The organism is Cellulomonas chengniuliangii, assembly GCF_024508335.1.
Taxonomy (GTDB): domain Bacteria; phylum Actinomycetota; class Actinomycetes; order Actinomycetales; family Cellulomonadaceae; genus Cellulomonas_A; species Cellulomonas_A chengniuliangii.
The window spans coordinates 2,175,998-2,194,350 of the sequence record NZ_CP101988.1 but is presented as its reverse complement, the minus strand read 5'-3'; the positions used below and the strand labels follow the sequence as shown (position 1 = coordinate 2,194,350).

The 18,353-nt window shown below is 73.3% G+C and carries 19 protein-coding genes; 12 read left to right on the top strand and 7 right to left on the bottom strand.

Annotation, left to right across the window (positions count from 1 at the left end):
• The first annotated feature begins 1 nt into the window (after position 1).
• From NP064_RS10150 to NP064_RS10135, 4 genes are all read left to right on the top strand, one after another.
• A complete protein-coding gene (locus tag NP064_RS10150) occupies positions 2–1,330 on the top strand; it encodes a M16 family metallopeptidase (protein ID WP_256813542.1) in 1,329 nt (442 codons plus the stop codon).
• A 66-nt stretch (positions 1,331–1,396) separates the two neighbouring features.
• Entirely contained in the window at positions 1,397–2,260 is an 864-nt protein-coding gene (locus NP064_RS10145; RefSeq protein ID WP_227569785.1) for a DUF6597 domain-containing transcriptional factor, read from the top strand.
• A 62-nt stretch (positions 2,261–2,322) separates the two neighbouring features.
• Positions 2,323–3,078, top strand: coding sequence for a 4-hydroxy-tetrahydrodipicolinate reductase (dapB, locus tag NP064_RS10140; RefSeq protein ID WP_227569786.1), 756 nt, complete (start codon positions 2,323–2,325; stop codon positions 3,076–3,078).
• On the top strand, positions 3,075–3,548 hold the full coding sequence (locus tag NP064_RS10135; protein ID WP_227569787.1) for a hypothetical protein: 474 nt from the start codon (positions 3,075–3,077) through the stop codon (positions 3,546–3,548). The genes dapB and NP064_RS10135 overlap by 4 nt, the downstream gene beginning before the upstream one ends.
• Before the next feature lie 16 nt (positions 3,549–3,564).
• On the opposite strand, the gene NP064_RS10130 is transcribed toward NP064_RS10135, so the two are convergent.
• The 5 genes from NP064_RS10130 to NP064_RS10110 form a co-directional block, all read right to left on the bottom strand.
• On the bottom strand, positions 3,565–4,131 hold the full coding sequence (locus NP064_RS10130; RefSeq protein ID WP_227569788.1) for a GNAT family N-acetyltransferase: 567 nt from the start codon (positions 4,129–4,131) through the stop codon (positions 3,565–3,567).
• Complete coding sequence (locus tag NP064_RS10125) at positions 4,131–4,790, bottom strand: TIGR00645 family protein (protein ID WP_227569789.1); 660 nt, start codon at positions 4,788–4,790, stop codon at positions 4,131–4,133. Before NP064_RS10125 ends, NP064_RS10130 begins: the two co-directional genes overlap by 1 nt.
• A 122-nt stretch (positions 4,791–4,912) precedes the next feature.
• Positions 4,913–5,236, bottom strand: a complete 324-nt coding sequence (locus NP064_RS10120; RefSeq protein ID WP_227569790.1) for an AzlD domain-containing protein — start codon at positions 5,234–5,236, stop codon at positions 4,913–4,915.
• Positions 5,233–5,949 (bottom strand): AzlC family ABC transporter permease, encoded by a 717-nt coding sequence (locus tag NP064_RS10115; RefSeq protein WP_227569791.1) that lies wholly within the window; start codon positions 5,947–5,949, stop codon positions 5,233–5,235. Before NP064_RS10115 ends, NP064_RS10120 begins: the two co-directional genes overlap by 4 nt.
• A gap of 10 nt (positions 5,950–5,959) precedes the next feature.
• On the bottom strand, positions 5,960–7,435 hold the full coding sequence (locus NP064_RS10110) for an NAD-dependent succinate-semialdehyde dehydrogenase (protein ID WP_227569792.1): 1,476 nt from the start codon (positions 7,433–7,435) through the stop codon (positions 5,960–5,962).
• 82 nt (positions 7,436–7,517) lie between these two features.
• Here NP064_RS10110 and NP064_RS10105 point away from each other — a divergent pair, with 82 nt between their 5' ends.
• The 5 genes from NP064_RS10105 to NP064_RS10085 all read left to right on the top strand — a co-directional run bounded on the left by NP064_RS10105 (position 7,518) and on the right by NP064_RS10085 (position 14,327).
• Positions 7,518–8,336 carry a thymidylate synthase gene (locus NP064_RS10105; RefSeq protein ID WP_227569793.1) on the top strand — a complete coding sequence of 273 codons (819 nt, stop codon included), beginning with the start codon at positions 7,518–7,520 and terminating at the stop codon, positions 8,334–8,336.
• Between the two features lie 4 nt (positions 8,337–8,340).
• Positions 8,341–8,850 (top strand): dihydrofolate reductase, encoded by a 510-nt coding sequence (locus tag NP064_RS10100; RefSeq protein WP_227569794.1) that lies wholly within the window; start codon positions 8,341–8,343, stop codon positions 8,848–8,850.
• An 80-nt stretch (positions 8,851–8,930) separates the two neighbouring features.
• On the top strand, positions 8,931–9,851 hold the full coding sequence (dapA, locus tag NP064_RS10095) for a 4-hydroxy-tetrahydrodipicolinate synthase (RefSeq protein WP_227569795.1): 921 nt from the start codon (positions 8,931–8,933) through the stop codon (positions 9,849–9,851).
• Between the two features lie 12 nt (positions 9,852–9,863).
• Positions 9,864–11,549, top strand: coding sequence for a ribonuclease J (locus tag NP064_RS10090; protein WP_227569796.1), 1,686 nt, complete (start codon positions 9,864–9,866; stop codon positions 11,547–11,549).
• Positions 11,550–11,822: 273 nt separating this feature from the next.
• Entirely contained in the window at positions 11,823–14,327 is a 2,505-nt protein-coding gene (locus tag NP064_RS10085; protein ID WP_372456383.1) for an FtsK/SpoIIIE family DNA translocase, read from the top strand.
• Between the two features lie 8 nt (positions 14,328–14,335).
• On the opposite strand, the gene NP064_RS10080 is transcribed toward NP064_RS10085, so the two are convergent.
• Positions 14,336–15,643, bottom strand: coding sequence for a CapA family protein (locus tag NP064_RS10080; RefSeq protein ID WP_227569798.1), 1,308 nt, complete (start codon positions 15,641–15,643; stop codon positions 14,336–14,338).
• 81 nt (positions 15,644–15,724) lie between these two features.
• On the opposite strand from NP064_RS10080, the gene pgsA reads away from it, so the two are divergent.
• The 3 genes from pgsA (at position 15,725) to NP064_RS10065 (ending at position 17,420) form a co-directional block, all read left to right on the top strand.
• Positions 15,725–16,315, top strand: a complete 591-nt coding sequence (gene pgsA / locus NP064_RS10075) for a CDP-diacylglycerol--glycerol-3-phosphate 3-phosphatidyltransferase (protein WP_227569799.1) — start codon at positions 15,725–15,727, stop codon at positions 16,313–16,315.
• Positions 16,312–16,821 (top strand): CinA family protein, encoded by a 510-nt coding sequence (locus tag NP064_RS10070; RefSeq protein ID WP_227569800.1) that lies wholly within the window; start codon positions 16,312–16,314, stop codon positions 16,819–16,821. The genes pgsA and NP064_RS10070 overlap by 4 nt, the downstream gene beginning before the upstream one ends.
• A 257-nt stretch (positions 16,822–17,078) precedes the next feature.
• Positions 17,079–17,420, top strand: a complete 342-nt coding sequence (locus NP064_RS10065; RefSeq protein WP_227569807.1) for a helix-turn-helix domain-containing protein — start codon at positions 17,079–17,081, stop codon at positions 17,418–17,420.
• Positions 17,421–17,522: 102 nt separating this feature from the next.
• On the opposite strand, the gene NP064_RS10060 is transcribed toward NP064_RS10065, so the two are convergent.
• Positions 17,523–18,317, bottom strand: a complete 795-nt coding sequence (locus NP064_RS10060; protein WP_227569801.1) for a DNA-formamidopyrimidine glycosylase family protein — start codon at positions 18,315–18,317, stop codon at positions 17,523–17,525.
• Positions 18,318–18,353 lie beyond the last annotated feature (36 nt).

Genomic DNA, 18,353 nt, shown 5'->3' with positions numbered 1-18,353 from the left:
CGTGCCGCTGGACCTTCCGCTCGTCGGCCCGGGTGACCCGGGCAGCGAGCTGACCGCCGGGCAGGACGGCGGCGCACACGTGCGCCGGTCCGTCCTGCCCGGCGGGGTCCGCGTGCTCACCGAGCACATGCCGGGCCTGCGCTCGGCGACGGTGGGCGCCTGGGTCGGGGTGGGATCGCGCGACGAGCGCGACGGCCACCACGGCTCCACGCACTTCCTCGAGCACCTGCTCTTCAAGGGCACGGCGCGACGCAGCGCGATGGACATCGCCGAGGCGTTCGACGAGGTCGGCGGCGAGGCCAACGCCGCGACGGGCAAGGAGCACACCTGCTACTACGCGCGGGTGCTCGACTCCGACCTGCCCATGGCGGTCGACGTCATCGCCGACATGGTCACCTCGGCGCGCCTGGACACGGGCGAGCTCGAGACCGAGCGCGGGGTCATCCTCGAAGAGCTCGCGATGAACGACGACGACCCGAGTGACGTGGTGCACGAGCTGTTCGCCACCGCGGTGCTCGGCTCGCATCCCCTGGGACGCCCCATCGGCGGCACCCCCGAGACCATCCGCGCGGTGCCGCGCTCCGCGGTCTGGGAGCACTACCAGGAGCACTACCGCTCCTCGACCCTCGTGGTCACCGCCGCCGGCGGCGTCGACCACGACGCGCTGTGCGCCCAGGTCGCCAAGGCGCTGGCCGACGGTGGCTGGGACCTCACGGACCCCCGCCCGGTGGGCCGGCGCGACGTCGACGCCCCGCCAACGGGCGTTCCCGCCGTGGGCGGCGAGACGACCGTGCACCGGACCACCGAGCAGGCGAACGTCATCATCGGCGGCACCGGGCTCACTGCCACGGACCCTCGGCGGTTCACGCTGTCCGTCTTGAACGCGGTGCTCGGCGGCGGCATGTCGTCGCGGCTCTTCCAGGAGATCCGGGAGAAGCGCGGCCTGGCGTACTCCACGTACTCGTTCGCCTCGGGCCACGCGGACACCGGGATCTTCGGGCTGTACGCCGGCTGTGCGCCGGCCAAGGTCGACCAGGTCGTGGAGCTGCTGGCCTCCGAGTGGGAGCAGCTCGCGGACGGCGGGATCAGCAAGGCTGAGCTCGCACGCTCGGTGGGGCAGTTGTCCGGCAGCCTCGTGCTCGGCATGGAGGACACCGGCTCGCGCATGAGCAGGCTCGGCAAGTCCGAACTGGTGCACGGCGAGCTGCTGTCGCTCGACGAGACGCTCCAGCGGATCCGTGCGGTGACCGCCACCGACGTCCAGGAGCTGGCCGCCGAGTTGGCCGGGCGTCCGCGGTCGATGGTGCGCATCGGCCCGTTCCGCTCCTGACGTCAGGCTCGGCGCCCATGCGGTGAAGGACTGCCGGGGCGGGCGGTGATCGAGGATGATGGGCGTATGAGCCCGGTCGTGCTCGATTACCGCCGGTTCCCACCACCGGCGGCCGCCGCGTGGTTCGTCGAGCATCTGTGGGTGGCCCGCACCGCCGAGGACGCGCCCCCGGTGCACGAGGTCTTCCTGCCGAACGGCCGCCCCACGGTGCTGGTGAGGCTCGGCGCCCTCGGCGAGCGCATCGACCCGGTCACCGGGACGCGGACGGCCGATGACAGCGGGGTGGTCGGCGTGTCCGTGGATCCGCACGTCGTGCGGCTCGGGCCCGGCTCATGGTTCGTGGGCGCGCAGCTCGCCCCGTACGGGCTCGCGGCACTGAGCCCGAGCCGGCTGCTGGTGGGGGAGTCGGCGCCCTTGACCCACGTGCTCGCGCCCGTGGCGGCAGCGAGCCTCGCGGAGCGCCTGCGCGCGGCCCCCGACGACGCCCGCGCGGCGACGATGCTGGCCGTCGACCTCGCCGCGAGCGTGCGACGGCGCGCCTCCGCCGATCGGCTGGGCCTGCTGCGGACCTCGATCGAGGTCATCGAGGACCGGCGCGGCCTCGTCCGGCCCATCGACCTGGCGCAGCAGGGAGGCGTCAGCCTCTCGGCGCTGCATCAGTGCTTCGTCGAGGAGGTGGGCCTCCAACCGGTGACATTCCTGCAGGCCACGCGGTTCTTCATGTTCGTCGCGGAGCTGGCGGGGCCACCGCCGTGGCCAGCTCAGACCGTGCTGTCCTCGATGCGCGCCTACCTCGCGACGGAGCCGACGCCACGCGAGGTGGAGCGGTTCACCGGGCTCAGCGCCAACGAGCTGCGGCGGGCGGTCGGCGGCGTCGAGGAGCTGCTGCGCGGGCCGGCGGCGCGCCGTCCTCCCCGCGCCGCCTGGTGAGGGGCGGCCGGGTCCTGGGCTCATGGCCGGAGGGCGGCGCCGGACGACTAGTCTGGTCCGTCGTGAGCGAGCGCATCAGGGTGGCCGTCCTCGGAGCCGCCGGACGAATGGGATCCACCGTCGTGAGAGCCGTGGAGGACGCATCGGACCTCGAGCTCGTGGCCGCCCTCGAGGCGGGTGACGACGTGGCCGCGCTGCGCTCGAGCGGCGCCCAGGTGGCGGTCGACTTCACCGTCCCGTCCGCGACGGAGGCCAACGTCGCCGCCTTGGTCGACGCGGGCATCCACGCGGTGGTCGGCACGACGGGCTGGACCGACGAGTCCCTGGGCCGCATCCGGGCACGGTTGGACGAGCGGCCGGGCGTCGGCGTGCTCATCGCCCCCAACTTCGCGCTCGGCGCTGTGCTGGCGATGGCCTTCGCCGCCCGTGCCGCCCGCTACTTCGACTCGGTCGAGGTGATCGAGCTTCACCACCCCGACAAGGTGGACGCGCCGTCGGGCACCGCGCGGCACACCGCGGCGGGCATCGCCGTTGCCCGTGCGGCGGCGGGCGTTGGGCCCAGCCCGGACGCGACGTCGTCCGCGATGGACGGGGCGCGCGGCGCGGATGTGGACGGGGTCCGCGTGCACTCGGTGCGGCTGCGCGGACTGGTCGCGCACGAGGAGATCCTGCTGGGGAACCCGGGGGAGATGCTCACCATCCGGCACGACTCGTTCGACCGTGTGTCGTTCATGCCAGGGGTGCTCCTGGCCGTGCGCGAGGTCGGCGCCCGGCCGGGGTTGACGGTGGGCCTCGAGAGCTTCCTGGACCTCGGATGAGCGCCACCTCCCCATCGAGGGCTCCTCGACGGCGGATGGCCGTCGCCGGGGCCGCCGCGCTGACAGCGCTGCTGTCGCTCTACCTGTGGGTTGTGGCGACGCGGGCCGTGGCGCTGCTCCGCACCGGTGAGCCCGTGGGCATCGGCCTCGGCCTCGGGATCCTGGTGCTGCCGCTGCTGGCGATCTGGGCGATCGCCCGCGAGTGGCGGATGGCGTTCATGGTGCAGCGGATGGCCGACGAGCTGGCCGCCGCGGGACGGCTGCCCGTCGACGACCTGCCTCGCTCGCCCGGCGGGAGGATCGACCGGGAGGCCGCGACCGAGGCGTTCGCCATCGCCCGTGCCGAGGCGGAGGCGGCCCCGGAGGACTGGGCGGCCTGGTACCGCCTCGCGTTCGCCTATGACGCCGCGGGCGACCGCCGCCGTGCCCGCGAGGCGCTGCGGACCGCCGCCCGGCTGCACCGGGGCTGACTCCGGGCGCCGCCCGTCAGATGGTCGCGCCCCACAGGTGCTCGGCGACCGTGCGTGTCTCGCCGTCCGGGCCGAGGCCGGTGGCGAGCTCGCGCACCGCGTCCTCGGGGCCGAAGCCAGCCGACGAGAGGAACTGCGCGCGGCCCGCGTCGCCGTCGAGCACCCACGTGCGTGCGTAGGCCGCGCCGTCCTCACGGAGCAGGTCGACCGCCGCGGCGAGCAGCCGCGAGCCGTGCCCCGACCGCTGCGCGACGGGCGCCACCTCGAGCGAGAGGATCTCTCCGCCGGGCGCCGCCAGCGGCGACTCCTCCGGGGCGGGGAGTGGGGCGATCGCGGTGAAGCCCACGACGTCGGCGCCCTCGCACGCGACCAGGACCCGGTATCCCGGTCCCGGGGGCGCGGTGATGGCACGGGCCCACCGTTCGGCGATCGCGCCTCCGTCGAGCCCTGCGAGGACGTCCTGGCCCACCTCGGGGGTGTGCGCCGAGCGCCATGCCGCGAGCTGGATGTCGGTGATCGCGAGCTCGTCCCCGGGGACGGCCGGGCGCACCGACACGTCGGCCTGCTCGCTGAAGAGGGCCATCAGCGGGTCACCGCGGCCAGGTCGCCGACCGTGTCGTCCACGGCGCTCGCGACGTCGCGGCCACCTGGGGCGGGGGCGCGGTCGGCGTCGCGCAGGCCTGCCGGGGCGGGCTTGGGAGCCGCCGGGTGGGCGTGGGAGATCTTGTCGATCCACGCCAGGGCCATCGCCGAGGCGATGAACGCGAGGTGGATCAGCGTCTGCCAGAGCAGCACGTCGGACCCGTTGGGCTGCTGGAGCGTGGTCCTGGCCTCGATGAACGTCCGCAGCAGGTGGATCGAGGAGATGCCGATGATCGACATCGCGAGCTTCGTCTTGAGCACGTTCGCGTTGACGTGGGACAGCCATTCGGGCTGGTCGGGGTGGTCGTCGAGGCGGATGCGGGACACGAACGTCTCGTAGCCGCCGATGATCACCATGATCAGCAGGTTCGCGATCATCACCACGTCGACGAGGCCGAGCACGGCCAGCATGATCGACTCCTCGGTGACGCTGGCGCCGCTGTGCAGCACCACGTCGGAGAACAGGTGCCAGAGCTCGATCATGAACTGCCACACGTACACCGCCTGCGCCACGATCAGCCCGAGGTACAGCGGGACCTGCAGCCAGCGGGACATGAAGATCAGGTAGCCGATCGAGGACGTCTGGGGGCGCGTGGCCAACGGATTCTCCGAGGGGGTGGGTGGTGCCGACAGGGCCCCGCGAGACTACCAACAGCATGCTCCTCGAGCGCTGTCGAGTGACGGAGGTCCTACGGCGGGGGCCGCTGCGCGGTGAACCCGTGTTAGGGCATGCCGAGGGCGCGCAGTGTCGCGGCCACGGCGGCGGCCGCGACCACGACCACGATGAACGGCGCGCGAAGCGCGAGCGCGAGGGCCGCGACCGCCAGCGCCGGCAGCCGGGCGTCGATCGCGAGGCCTGGCCCCGAGCCGAAGGCCTGCACCCCGACGAGCGCCGCCAGGAGGGCGACGGTCACCAGGGACGACGTGCGCGCGATGCGCGGCTCCGCCAGCCAGTGCTCGGGGACCAGGTGGCCGATCATCTTGATCGCGAAGCACACCGCCCCCGCGGCGAGCACGGCGAGCCACGTCAGGGCGTGTTCGCTCATGAGCCCACCTCCGGCTCCGCGGCCGCGGAGGGCTCGTCAGGGCCGCGCAGCCACCCCACGGCGATCGCGACCACCGCCGCGGCGAGCACAGGCAGCCCCGAGGGGACGAGCGGCGTCAGGACGAGCGCGACCGCCATCCCGAGCGCCGCGACCACCCGGGCGACGCGGGCGCCCAGCCTCGGCCACAGCAGCGCGAGGAAGGCCGCCGCGGCGGCCGCGTCCAGACCGTAGCGGCGGGGATCGCCCAGGGCGTCGCCGAGCAGGGCGCCGGCGACGGTGAACACGTTCCACAGCACGAAGATGCCGACGCCTGTCCACCAGAAGGCGGTGCGTGCCGCCTCCGGGGTCGGCTGGGCCGTCGAGACGGCGGTGGACTCGTCGATCGTGACCTGCGCGGCTGCCGCCCGCCGCCACCCGCGGACGCGCAGGAACGGGGAGACGAGCGGCCCGTACAGGCCGTTGCGGGCGCCGAGCAGCCCCGCCGTGGCCACGGCCGACGCCGCCGCGCCGCCCGCGCCGAGCACGCCGATGAACGCGAACTGGGACCCACCCGAGAACATCAGCAGGCTCAAGGCCGCCGTCTGCGGCAGGTCCAGCCCGGCGCTGACGGCGAGGGCGCCGAACGAGACCGCGTACAGCCCCGTCGCGGCGGCCACGGACAGCGACTGCTGCACCGCGGCGCGCCGGTCTGAGGCCGCCACTCCGGTCACCATGCTGGCGCGGTCAGAGCGCGACGTACCGGCGCTCGAGGTACTCCTCGATGCCGGCCTCGCCGCCCTCGCGCCCCAGCCCCGACATCTTCACGCCGCCGAACGGGGCGCTGGCGTCCGAGACCATTCCGCGGTTCACGCCGAGCATCCCCGTCTCGACCTGCTCCGCGAGGCGCATGACCCGGCCCACGTCACGGGTGTACGCGTACGCGACGAGCCCGAACTCGGTGCCGTTCGCGAGGTCGAGCGCCTCCCGCTCGTCGCCGAACGTGACGATGGGCGCGACCGGGCCGAAGACCTCCTCGCGGACGGCGCGAGCGTCGTGCGCCACCTCCGTGAGGACGGTCGGGTGGAAGAAGTGGCCGGCGCGCTGCGCCCGGTCGCCGCCGACGTGCACCTTCGCGCCGCCGTCGACGGCCTCGGCGACGATGTCGGCGACGCGGTCGACCGCCGCGGCCTCGATCAGCGGGCCCACGGTGGTGGCGGCGTCGGAGCCGTGCCCGATGACCAGCCGCTTGAACGCGGCGGTCAGCCCTTCGGAGAACTCGTCGGCCACGGACTCGTGGACCAGGAACCGGTTGGCCGCGACGCAGGTCTGGCCGGAGTTGCGCATCTTCGCCGCGACCGCGCCCTCGACGGCCGCGGGGATGTCCGCGTCCTCGAACACCAGGAACGGGGCGTTGCCACCGAGCTCCATCGACGTCCGCAGCACGTTCTCCGCGGCGGCGCGGAGCAGGACCCGGCCCACCTCGGTGGACCCGGTGAACGAGAGCTTACGCAGCCGTGGGTCGGCGATGAGCGGCGCCGTGAGCTCGCTCGAGGACGACGTGGGCACCACGTTGATCACACTGGTGGGCAGGTCGCGGGCCTCGAGCTCCGCGCGCACGATCTCCGCGAAGTACGACGTGGTCAACGGGGTGAGCTGCGCGGGCTTCACCACGACGGGGCACCCGGCCGCCAGCGCGGGGGCGATCTTGCGGGTGATCATCGCGATGGGGAAGTTCCACGGCGTGATCAGCAGGGCGGGCCCCACCGGTCGGCTGAGGACGAGCTGGTGGTGGGTGCCCGCCGGCGCGCGGCGGGCCAGCCCGTCGAGCCGCACCGCCTGCTCGGAGTACCAGCGGACGTACTCGGCCGCGTAGGCGACCTCGGCACGGGACTCCGCGAGCGGCTTGCCGCCCTCCGCCGTGATCAGCGCGGCCACGTCCTCCGCGCGTGCCATGAGCGTCTCGAAGACCGCCCGCAGCAGCTCGGCGCGGACCCGGGGCGCCGTGTCGGCCCATTCCGAGGCCACGTCCGCGGCCGCAGCCAGCGCGTCGAGGCCGTCCTCCGCGCTGCCGTCCGCGACGTCGAAGAGCACCTCGCCGGTGGCGGGGTCCTCGACGGAGAACGTGCGGCCGGTCGAGGAGGACCGGCGCCACGCGCCGCCGATCAGCAGTCCGGTGGGCACGTGGGCGGCGACCGTGGGCGGCAGATGAGGCGAGGACATGCGCCCAGTGTGGCGCGCCGGTCAACGGCCTGCACAGGGGGAGGCGGCCCGATCTCACCGGGCTCACGCCTACCATGACGCCATGACGTCCGCGGTGACACCCCCTGTTCCCACGCCATACGAGGACTTGCTGCGCCTGGTGCTCGAGACCGGCGTCGCCAAGTCGGATCGGACCGGGACCGGGACGCGCAGCCTCTTCGGCCACCAGATGCGCTTCGACCTGTCGCAGGGCTTCCCGCTGGTGACCACCAAGCGCGTGCACCTGAAGTCGATCGTGTACGAGCTGCTGTGGTTCCTGCGCGGGGACTCCAACGTCGGGTGGCTGCAGGAGCACGGGGTGCGGATCTGGGACGAGTGGGCCGACGCCGACGGCGAGCTCGGCCCGGTGTACGGCGTGCAGTGGCGCTCCTGGCCCACGCCGGACGGCGGGCACATCGACCAGATCGCCCGGGTGGTCGAGGACCTGCGGCGCGACCCCGACTCGCGCCGCCACATCGTCTCGGCCTGGAACGTGGCCGACATCCCCTCCATGGCGCTGGCCCCGTGCCATGCGTTCTTCCAGTTCTACGTCGCCGACGGGCGGCTGTCCTGCCAGCTCTACCAGCGCAGCGCCGACCTCTTCCTGGGAGTGCCGTTCAACATCGCCTCCTACGCGCTGCTCACGCACATGGTCGCCCAGCAGGCGGGCCTTGAGGTGGGCGACTTCGTGTGGACCGGCGGCGACTGCCACATCTACGACAACCACGTCGACCAGGTGCGCGAGCAGCTCACCCGCGAGCCCTACCCGTACCCGACGCTGCGGCTGAGGAAGGCCCCGTCGATCTTCGAGTACGCGTACGAGGACGTCGAGGTGGTGGGGTACCAGCACCACCCCACCATCAAGGCCCCGATCGCGGTCTGAGCCGATGAGCCTCTCCCTGGTGTGGGCGCAGTCGCCCACCGGAGTCATCGGCCGGGACGGCGCCCTGCCCTGGCGCGTTCCCGAGGACATGGCGCGCTTCCGCGCGCTCACGTCGGGCTGCCCGGTGCTTATGGGACGCGCCACCTGGGAATCGCTGCCCGCGAGGTTCAGGCCGCTGCCCGGCCGCGAGAACCTCGTGCTGACGAGGGCCGAGGGGTACGTCGCCGAGGGCGCCACAGTGGTCGGGTCCCTGGACGCGGCCCTCGACCTGCTCGGCAATCGTGACGCCTGGGTGATCGGTGGCGGCGTGGTGTACGCGGCCGCGATCGACCACGCGGACCGGCTCGAGGTGACCGAGGTCGACGTGGAGGTGGAGGGCGACGCGTTCGCCCCGCGCGTCGACCCCGCCGTGTGGGAGCGCCGGGAGTGCGACCCCGCCGAGGGGTGGCACACCTCGACCGCCGACGGGGTGCGCTACCGGTTCGTGACGTACGAGCGCGCCACCGGGCGGTGACCGGGCGCGCCCCGTCGGATGACCGCCCGCTCCTCGGGCGGCTGCGCGCCCGGCCGGGGGAGGGGCGGTACTTTGGGCGCATGCCTCACGCCAGCACTCCTGCGCGCCCCTTCGGGGCTGTGCTCACCGCGATGGTCACGCCGATGACGGCGGACGGCTCCGTGGACCTCGACGCCGCCGCCCGCCTGGCCACGGCCCTAGTCGACCAGGGCGGGCACGACGGCCTGGTGCTCAACGGCACCACCGGTGAGGCGCCGACCACGCACGCGCCCGAGAAGGCCGAGCTCATCGCCGCGGTCGTCGAGGCCGTGGGCGACCGGGCGACGATCATCGCCGGCGCCGGCTCCAACGACACCCCGCACGCGGTCCGGATGGCCGAGCAGGCAGCGGAGGCGGGCGCCCACGGGCTTCTCGTCGTGTCGCCGTACTACTCCCGCCCGTCCCAGGAGGGCGTCTACCAGCACGTCCGCGCCGTGGCAGACTCCACCGACCTGCCCGTCATGCTCTACGACGTGCCGGGACGCACCGGGGTCCGCTTCGCGCAGGACACGCTCGACCGGCTCGCCGAGCACGAGCGCGTGGTGGCGATCAAGGACGCCACCGGGGACCTCTACGCGGCCGCGACGGCGAGCGAGCGCACCGGCCTGGCCTGGTACGGCGGCGACGACTCGGTGTACCTCGCGCTCCTCGCCCACGGCGGCTGCGGCATCGTCAGCGTCGTCGGGCATGTCGCCGGACGGCAGCTCGTCGAGATCACCGAGGCGTTCGACGCCGGGGACACCGCCCGTGCGCTCCGGGTGTTCCGGTCGATCGCCCCCGCCATCGACGCGCTCAACGGAGCCGGCTTCCAGGCGGTGGCCGCGAAGGCCGCGGTCGAGGCGCTGGGACTCATCCCGAACCGACACATGCGGCTGCCCAACGTGGCCGCCTCCGACGAGGAAGCGGCGGCGGTGCGCGCAGGGCTGCGCGCGGCCGGGCTGCTGGACGCCGCCCGGAGCTGACCAGGAGGCCCGATGAGCCACCCCCACCCCGAACTGAGCCTGCCCCCGGCGCTGCCGAGCGGCGCCTTGCGCATCGTCGCGCTCGGCGGGCTGGGGGAGATCGGCCGGAACATGGCGGTCTTCGAGTACGAGGGCCGCCTGCTCGTCGTCGACTGCGGCGTGCTGTTCCCGGAGGACCACCAGCCCGGCGTCGACCTGATCCTCCCCGACTTCGACTACCTCCGTGACCGGCTGGACGACATCGAGGCGATCGTCCTGACGCACGGCCACGAGGACCACATCGGCGCGGTGCCCTACCTGCTGCGACTGCGTCGGGACATCCCGCTGGTCGGCTCGCAGCTCACGCTCGCGTTCGTCGAGGCGAAGCTCAAGGAGCACCGGATCGCGCCGCTGACCCTCGCGGTCAAGGAGGGCCAGGTCGAGCAGATCGGCCCGTTCGAGTGCGAGTTCGTCGCGGTGAACCACTCGATCCCCGACGCCCTGGCCGTGGCGATCCGCACCGGCGCCGGCACCGTGCTCCACACCGGCGACTTCAAGATGGACCAGCTCCCGCTCGACGGGCGCATCACGGACCTGCGGGCGTTCGCGCGACTGGGCGAGCGCGGCGTCGACCTGTTCATGGTCGACTCCACGAACGCCGAGGTGCAGGGGTTCGTGACTCCCGAGCGCGAGATCGGCCCGGTGCTGGACTCCGTCTTCGCCGCGTCGAGGCAGCGGATCGTCGTGGCCTCGTTCGCCTCGCACGTGCACCGCGTCCAGCAGGTGCTGGACGCCGCCGCCGCGCATGGGCGCCGGGTCGCGCTCGTCGGGCGCTCGATGGTGCGGAACATGACGATCGCGGCCGAGCTCGGGTACCTGCACGTGCCCGACGGCGTGCTCGTCGACCAGAAGAAGATCGACACGGTGCCGGACCAGGAGCTCGTGCTCATGTGCACCGGCTCCCAGGGCGAGCCGATGGCGGCGCTGTCCCGGATCGCCACCAACGACCACAAGGTCAGCGTCGGCCCGGGGGACACGGTGATCCTCGCCTCGTCCCTGATCCCCGGCAACGAGAACGCGGTGTTCCGCGTGATCAACGGGCTCACCCGCCTGGGCGCCCGGGTGGTGCACTCGGGCAACGCGAAGGTGCACGTCTCGGGCCACGCCAGCGCTGGCGAGCTGCTGTACTGCTACAACATTTTGCGGCCGAAGAACGTCATGCCGGTGCACGGCGAGGCCCGGCACCTTGTCGCCAACGCGGCGCTCGCGGTCAAGTCGGGCGTGCCGGCGGACCGGGTGGTGCTGGCTGAGGACGGCGTGGTGGTCGACCTGGTCGACGGCCGCGCCAGCGTCGTCGGCGCGGTGCCCTGCGGCTACGTGTACGTGGACGGGTCCAGCGTGGGGGAGATCACCGACGCCGAGCTCAAGGACCGCCGGATCCTCGGGGACGAGGGCTTCATCTCGATCTTCGTGGTGGTGAGCTCGGCCGACGGCAAGGTCCTCGCCGGCCCGCAGATCCATGCGCGCGGCTTCGCCGAGGACGACGCCGTGTTCGACGACATCCTCCCGGACGTCGTGGCCGCCCTCGAAGAGGCCGCCCAACGCGGGGGATCGGACACCCACCAGCTCCAGCAGGTGGTGCGCCGGATCGTCGGGCGGTGGGTCTCGAACCGGCTGCGCCGCCGCCCCATGATCATCCCCGTGGTGGTCGAGGCCTAGCCCGACACGCAGCCCTGCTGCGGCGTGGCGCCCGGGTGCGCGACTAACGTGAGGACCATGGCGACCCGCACGTCCTCACCCACCCCGCGAGGCCGTGGGTCCGCCTCGTCGACCGCTCAGCGCTCTGCGGGCCGGCCCGCTGCCGCCCGCGGCTCCGCGAAGCCCGCTGGTCGGGGGGCCCCACCGCCCCCGCAGCGCCCTGCGCTGCCGTTGCGCATCATCAAGGGCGCCTGGATGGGCAGCGCGCACCTGATCGGCGGAGGAGCGCGTCGGATGGGACGGGGAGCGCGTGACCTTGACCCTGCGCACCGCCGGGACGGCGCCGCGTTCACGCTGCTGGGGCTCGCCATCGTCGTCGCCGCGCGCGAGTGGTGGGACCTGTCGGGAACTGCGGGCAACGTGGTCCACAACGTCGTCGCGGGCACCTTCGGCCGGGTCGGCGTCGCGGTCCCCGTGGTCCTCCTGGCCATCGCCATCCGCCTCATGCGGCACCCCGACCGCGCGCAGGCCAACTCGCGCATCGGCATCGGCCTGGGCGCCATCACGCTGGCGGTGTGCGGACTCGTGCACCTGTCCGCGGACCTGCCCGCGCCCAGCGGCGGCTACGCCGCGCTGCGCGAGGCCGGCGGCATCGTCGGGTACCTCGTGGGCACGCCCCTGGTCAGCCTGCTGACGGCCTACGTCACGGTGCCCCTGCTGGGCCTGCTCGCGTTCTTCGGCCTGCTCGTGGTGACCGCCACCCCGGTGCACCTGATCGGGCCGCGCCTGCGGGCGCTGTACGAGCGCCTCACCGGCGGCCACCCCGACGAGGAGGAGGCGGAGGACGACGACGCGCCCCTGGTCATCAACGCTGGCCACACCGCGCTGCCCGACCCGGAGCCCGAGAAGCCCGGCAAGACCCGCAAGCTGATGGGCCGCAGCCGCAAGGAGCGGGCCGAGGCCGCCGCGCAGGCGGAGAGGGAGCGGCTGGACGGGTACGTCGGCGACGAGGCGTTCGAGCGCGCGGCCATCGTCGCCGCCCGGGGCGAGGACCCCGTGGAGGAGCAGGAGCCGGTCGAGGTCGTCGGGTCGCCGGACGACGAGCCGACGGCGATCATCGACAGGACGCCGGAGCAGACGCCCTCGGAGTCCCGCCCGCGGCCCCTCGCCGCGCCCCCGACCGCGGGCGTGCCCCGCGGCGAGCAGCCCATGCTCGAGGGCGACGTGCTCTACCTGCTGCCCGCCGAGGACGTCCTCGCCAAGGGCCCGCCGCACAAGGTCCGCTCGGCGGCGAACGACCGCGTGGTCGAGGCGCTCACCACGGTGCTCGACCAGTTCGAGATCGACGCGCAGGTCACCGGGTTCACCCGTGGGCCGACGGTCACCCGGTACGAGGTCGAGCTCGGCCCCGCGGTCAAGGTCGAGCGGGTCACCGCGCTGTCCAAGAACATCGCCTACGCGGTGGCCTCGGCGGACGTGCGCATCTTGTCGCCGATCCCGGGGAAGTCCGCGATCGGCATCGAGATCCCCAACACCGACCGCGAGACCGTGTCGCTGGGCGACGTGCTGCGCTCGAGCGCGGCCCGCCGCTCCGAGCACCCCATGGTCATCGGCGTCGGCAAGGACGTCGAGGGCGGGTACGTCACGGCCAACCTCGCCAAGATGCCGCACCTGCTCGTGGCCGGCGCCACGGGCGCGGGCAAGTCGAGCTTCGTCAACTCGATGATCGTCTCGGTGCTGATGCGCGCCACCCCCAACGAGGTGCGCATGGTGCTGGTCGACCCCAAGCGGGTTGAGCTGACGGTCTACGAGGGCATCCCGCACCTCATCACGCCCATCATCACCAACCCGAAGAAGGCCGCGGAGGCCCTCGAGTGGGTGGTGCGCGAGATGGAGGCGCGCTACGACGACCTCGCGATGTTCGGGTTCAAGCACATCGACGACTTCAACGCCGCCGTCCGCGCCGGCAAGGTGAAGCCGCTGCCGGGCTCGGAGCGCAAGATCGCGACCTACCCGTACCTGCTGGTGATCGTCGACGAGCTCGCCGACCTCATGATGGTGGCCCCGCGCGACGTCGAAGCCTCGATCCAGCGCATCACGCAGCTCGCGCGCGCCGCCGGCATCCACCTGGTGCTCGCCACGCAGCGGCCCAGCGTCGACGTGGTCACCGGTCTGATCAAGGCCAACGTGCCCTCGCGGCTCGCGTTCGCCACGTCGTCGCTCACCGACTCGCGCGTCGTGCTCGACCAGCCCGGCGCCGAGAAGCTCATCGGGCAGGGTGACGCGCTGTTCCTGCCCATGGGCGCCGCCAAGCCGATGCGCACCCAGGGCGCGTGGGTGTCCGAGAGCGAGATCCACGCGGTCGTCGAGCACGTCAAGCAGCAGCTCAAGCCGACCTACCGCCAGGACGTCATCGTCTCGGCGGCGAAGAAGCAGGTGGACGAGGACATCGGCGACGACCTCGACCTGCTGCTGCAGGCCGCCGAGCTGGTCGTCACCTCGCAGTTCGGATCGACGTCGATGCTGCAGCGCAAGCTCCGCGTCGGGTTCGCGAAGGCGGGCCGCCTGATGGACCTGCTCGAGTCCCGCGAGATCGTCGGGCCCTCCGAGGGCTCGAAGGCGCGCGAGGTCCTGGTGCAGCCCGACGACCTGCCGGGCACGCTGGCGATGCTGCGGGGCGTGCCGCAGCAGGAGGACGTGCTCGAGGACGACGGCGCGCTCCCCGGGGACCCGCCGGTGGCGACCGACTACTTCGACGGCGCCGACGAGGACGAGGAGTCAGGCCACCGCGGTCGGTGACGTGACGGTCACTCTCCGCGCGAGCGGGTGACGACGGTGGGCAGGTCGCCGGTCGGCGTGGCAGGGGTGGTGCGCTCGGCGGCCTCCTGGCCGGCCGCGCGGCGCACCCGCTCCACCCGGGCCTCCACCTCGGCGGCGCTGAGGGTGTCCGTGCCCGCGGCGATGTCGACCAGCGCGTGCAGCCGGTGCCCCGCGTTCCGGTCGACGGTCGTGGGCGTCCACTCGACCCCCGTGACACGGGCGGGTCCCGCCTCGATCCCGTGGGCGGGGAAGGCCCCCGTCGCCGTCACCTGGGCGGTGAGCAGCAGGCCGGACTCCGTGCCGGCGACGCAGCACTCGTCGTCCTGGTTGGACAGCATGTTGCCCAGCCCGTACGCCACCCACATCCCCTCGCCGCCGGGCCCGCCCTCGAGCCGCGCGACGGGCTGTGGCACGTGCGCGTGGTGCCCGATGAGCAGGTCCACCAGCTGCGAGTCGGCCAATGCCTGGGCGACCTCGACCTGCCGCGCGGTCGGCGCCGTGACGTACTCGACGCAGCAGTGCACGCTCGCCACGACGAGGTCGGCGCCGGCGTCTCGCGCCGCCTGAGCCTGCGCGATGAGACGAGTGGTCTCGAGCAGGTTCACCGACCACGGCTTGTCATCCTCCACTGGCATGCCGTTGGTGCCGTAGGTCGCGGCCAGATGGGCGATCGTCAGCCGCCGGCCGGAGCGCTCCAGCACGTACAGCTGTGGCTCGCCCTGCTCCACCGCGTCCCGCGCCGTGCCCACATGGCCCAACCCGGCCGCGTCGAGGGCGTCGAGCGTGGCGGCGACACCGGCGAAGCCCTTGTCGACGGAGTGGTTGGACGCCGTCGAGCATCCGTCCCACCCGGCGTCGGCGAGCCCTTGGGCGATCTCGACGGGGCTCGCGAACATTGGGTAGCCGGACGGCCTGGCGCCGGGTGGGGCCACCGGCGCCTCGAGGTGGCACAGCGCCAGGTCCGCGCCGCTCACCCAGGCGCCGAGCGGCGCGAGCAGGGGCGCGAAGTCGTACGCGCCGTCGGCGGCGCGCGCCGAGCCGATCACGGGCAGGTGGGGCAGGACGTCACCGGCCGCCACGATGGTGAGCCGGGCGTCCGGATCGGCAGTCGGCGTGGGGCTCGGGGTCGGGGACGGCGCCTCGACCGCTGCGGGCCCGCCCGGCGGCGGCGTGGCGGCTCCCGGGTCGGGTGCGCCCAGCAGCACCACCGAGAGCGCCACCGCGAGACCGGCCGTGGCCAGTCCAGCGAGTATCCAAGGGCGGGTTGCTGGAAGGGTCCGGGCGTGGCGGGTCACGTGACGCACGTTACCGGCGAGGGATCCCGCCGATTGACAGGCGGTGACCGTGTTCCCAGCACGGGCGTCTAGGCTGTCCGGGTGGTCGACGTCGTCCCCTCCCGTCTCAACATCGCCAACGCCCTGACCGTCCTGAGGATCGTGCTTGTGCCGTTCCTCGCCTGGGCGCTGGTCGCCGACGGCGGGCACACCGTCCAGTGGCGGCTCGTCGCTGCCGCGATCTTCGTGGTGGCCGCCATCACGGACCGCATCGACGGCGACATCGCGCGCCGCTCCGGCCTGGTCACAGATCTGGGCAAGTTGCTCGACCCCATCGCGGACAAGTTGCTGGTCGGCACCGCGCTCGTGCTGCTCTCGGTGCTGGGCGACCTGCCATGGTGGGTGACGATCGTCATCCTGGTGCGCGAGGTCGGCATCACCGTCATGCGCTTCTTCCTGCTGCGCTACCTGGTGCTACCCGCCTCGCGCGGCGGCAAGGTCAAGACGGTCCTGCAGTCGGTAGCGCTGGGGCTGTACCTGCTCCCGCTCGATCACCTTCCCGCCTTCGTGCACGTCGTGGCCGCCGTCATGATGGGCGCGGCCCTCCTGGTCACCGTGCTCACGGGCGTCGACTACCTGCGGACCGCGCTGCGCATCCGGACGGCCGGGCGGCGCGCGCAGCTCCTGGCGTGACGACGGGCCGCGGCGCCTCGTCCCCGCTGGAGCCTGGGGCAGCGGAGCGGCTGCTCCGCGCTCTCGAGAGTCGCGGATGGACGATCGCCGTGGCGGAGTCCCTCACCGGCGGCCTCGTGACCGCCTCCTTGGTGGACGTCCCGGGCGCCTCGCGATCGGTGCGCGGCGGAGTCGTGGCCTATGCGACCGACCTCAAGGGGTCCCTTCTCGATGTCGACGCCCGATTGCTCGACGAGCGTGGCGCCGTGGACCCTGACGTCGCCGCCGCGATGGCGCTGGGCGTCAGGGAACGGCTCGGCGCCGACCTGGGCCTGGCGACGACCGGCGTGGCCGGCCCGGACCCGCAGGACGGCGAGGAGCCAGGCACGGTGTTCGTCGCGGTGGACGGCCTGGGACGTCGCGGGGTGGTCCGGCTCGTCCTCGACGGGGATCGCGCGGCCGTCCGCGCCCAGGCGTGCGCCGCGGCGATCGACCTCGCGCTCGCCCACCTGGACCCAGACGGGTGAACCGGCGGCGCGGGCATGGGGCCGGGAACACCGAGGCGTCCGCACGCGTTGGGAAGGACGTGATGATGAGTACACGACCGCCCGCACGCAGCGTCTCAGGAGCGCGCAACGCGACGGCGCGTCAGGGCAGCGCAAGGTACGGTGGAAGTCTCCCCGTCAGGGGACGGGCCGGCGCCTCGGCAGTCCGGGACACGTCAGTGATTGCGGCGAAGGCCGCAGGCAAGGACGAGGAGCTCACAGGGAGAGGGGGGCGCCAGATGGTTGTTCTACGTCGTGAGATCGGCGATGTGTTGCGCGACGCACGGCAGCGACAGGGGCGCACCCTACGGGAGGTCTCGTCCGCGGCACGTGTGTCGTTGGGGTACCTCAGCGAGGTCGAGCGAGGCCAGAAGGAGGCCTCGTCCGAGTTGCTCGGCAGCATCTGCGAGGCGCTCGACGTGCCGATGTCGCTGGTGCTCCGCGAGGTCAGCGACCGGATCGCCGTGGCCGAGGGCCTGCTGATCCCGGACACGGTGCCAGCAGAGTTCACCGACGTCGTCGGTGGCTCGGTGGATGGCAGCTGGGCTCGCGCGCGCGCCGAGCTGGCCCCTATCGGCTGACGATCAGACCGCGGCGCGCCGTGCGCGCCGATATGCAAGGCGACGCTCCTCGACCGAGGGCGTCGCCTTGTCACGTCTCTCGGCGGGTGAGTCCGACCCCGCTCACGGGGTCTGGCACCGCGCGCAGTAGAAGACGGGCCGGGTGAAGGGGGCGGGTCGCGCCTCGCCCACCTGAATCGGGGCGCCGCACCGCCGGCACGGCTTTCCCGCGCGGCCGTGCACCAGGGTCTGGGCGCCAGGGCCAGACTCCCCGGTGCTCCCCGGGACGGTCGCGGCGACCGACCGCTGCATGAGCCGTCGTGCCACGCCGAGGAGGTGAGCCGGCTCCGGTACCTCGTCGGCCGGGGTCCACGGCCACAGCCCGCGGGCGAAGAGGCTCTCGGCCATGAAGATCGTCCCGATCCCTGCGACCACCCGTTGGTCGAGCAGCACGTCGGCGACCGGTTGAGGGCCGCGGTCCGCCCATCGGCGCAGCGCCTCCGGCAGGCCCGCGCGCGGGAAGTCGTCGGCCAGCAGGTCAGGCCCGAGGTGGCCGATCACCTGGTGCTCGTCCCGGGTCGCCAGCACGTCGAGCATCCCGAGGTCCTTGCCCAGCACGGTCCAGGTCTCGTTGCCGAGGATCGCACGGACGCTAGCGCCCGACCCGGCGGCGCCGCGTGACCCGGTCCGCTCGACCGACCACCGTCCCTCCATGCGCAGGTGGGTGTGCAGCGTGCGGCCGTCGTCGAGCCGCGTGAGGAGGTGCTTTCCGTAGGGGACGTTCGCGACGACCGTCCGGCCGGTGAGCCCGGCCCCCGCAGCGGAGGGCCATCGCAGCTCTGCCCGGGTCAGAGGCCGACCAGCGAGCGCCTGGTCGAGCCGGGCGGCGGTGCGGCGCACGATGTCGCCCTCAGGCACCGGGCCCCCTCGGGACGTGCGCCCGGCGGGCCGCCC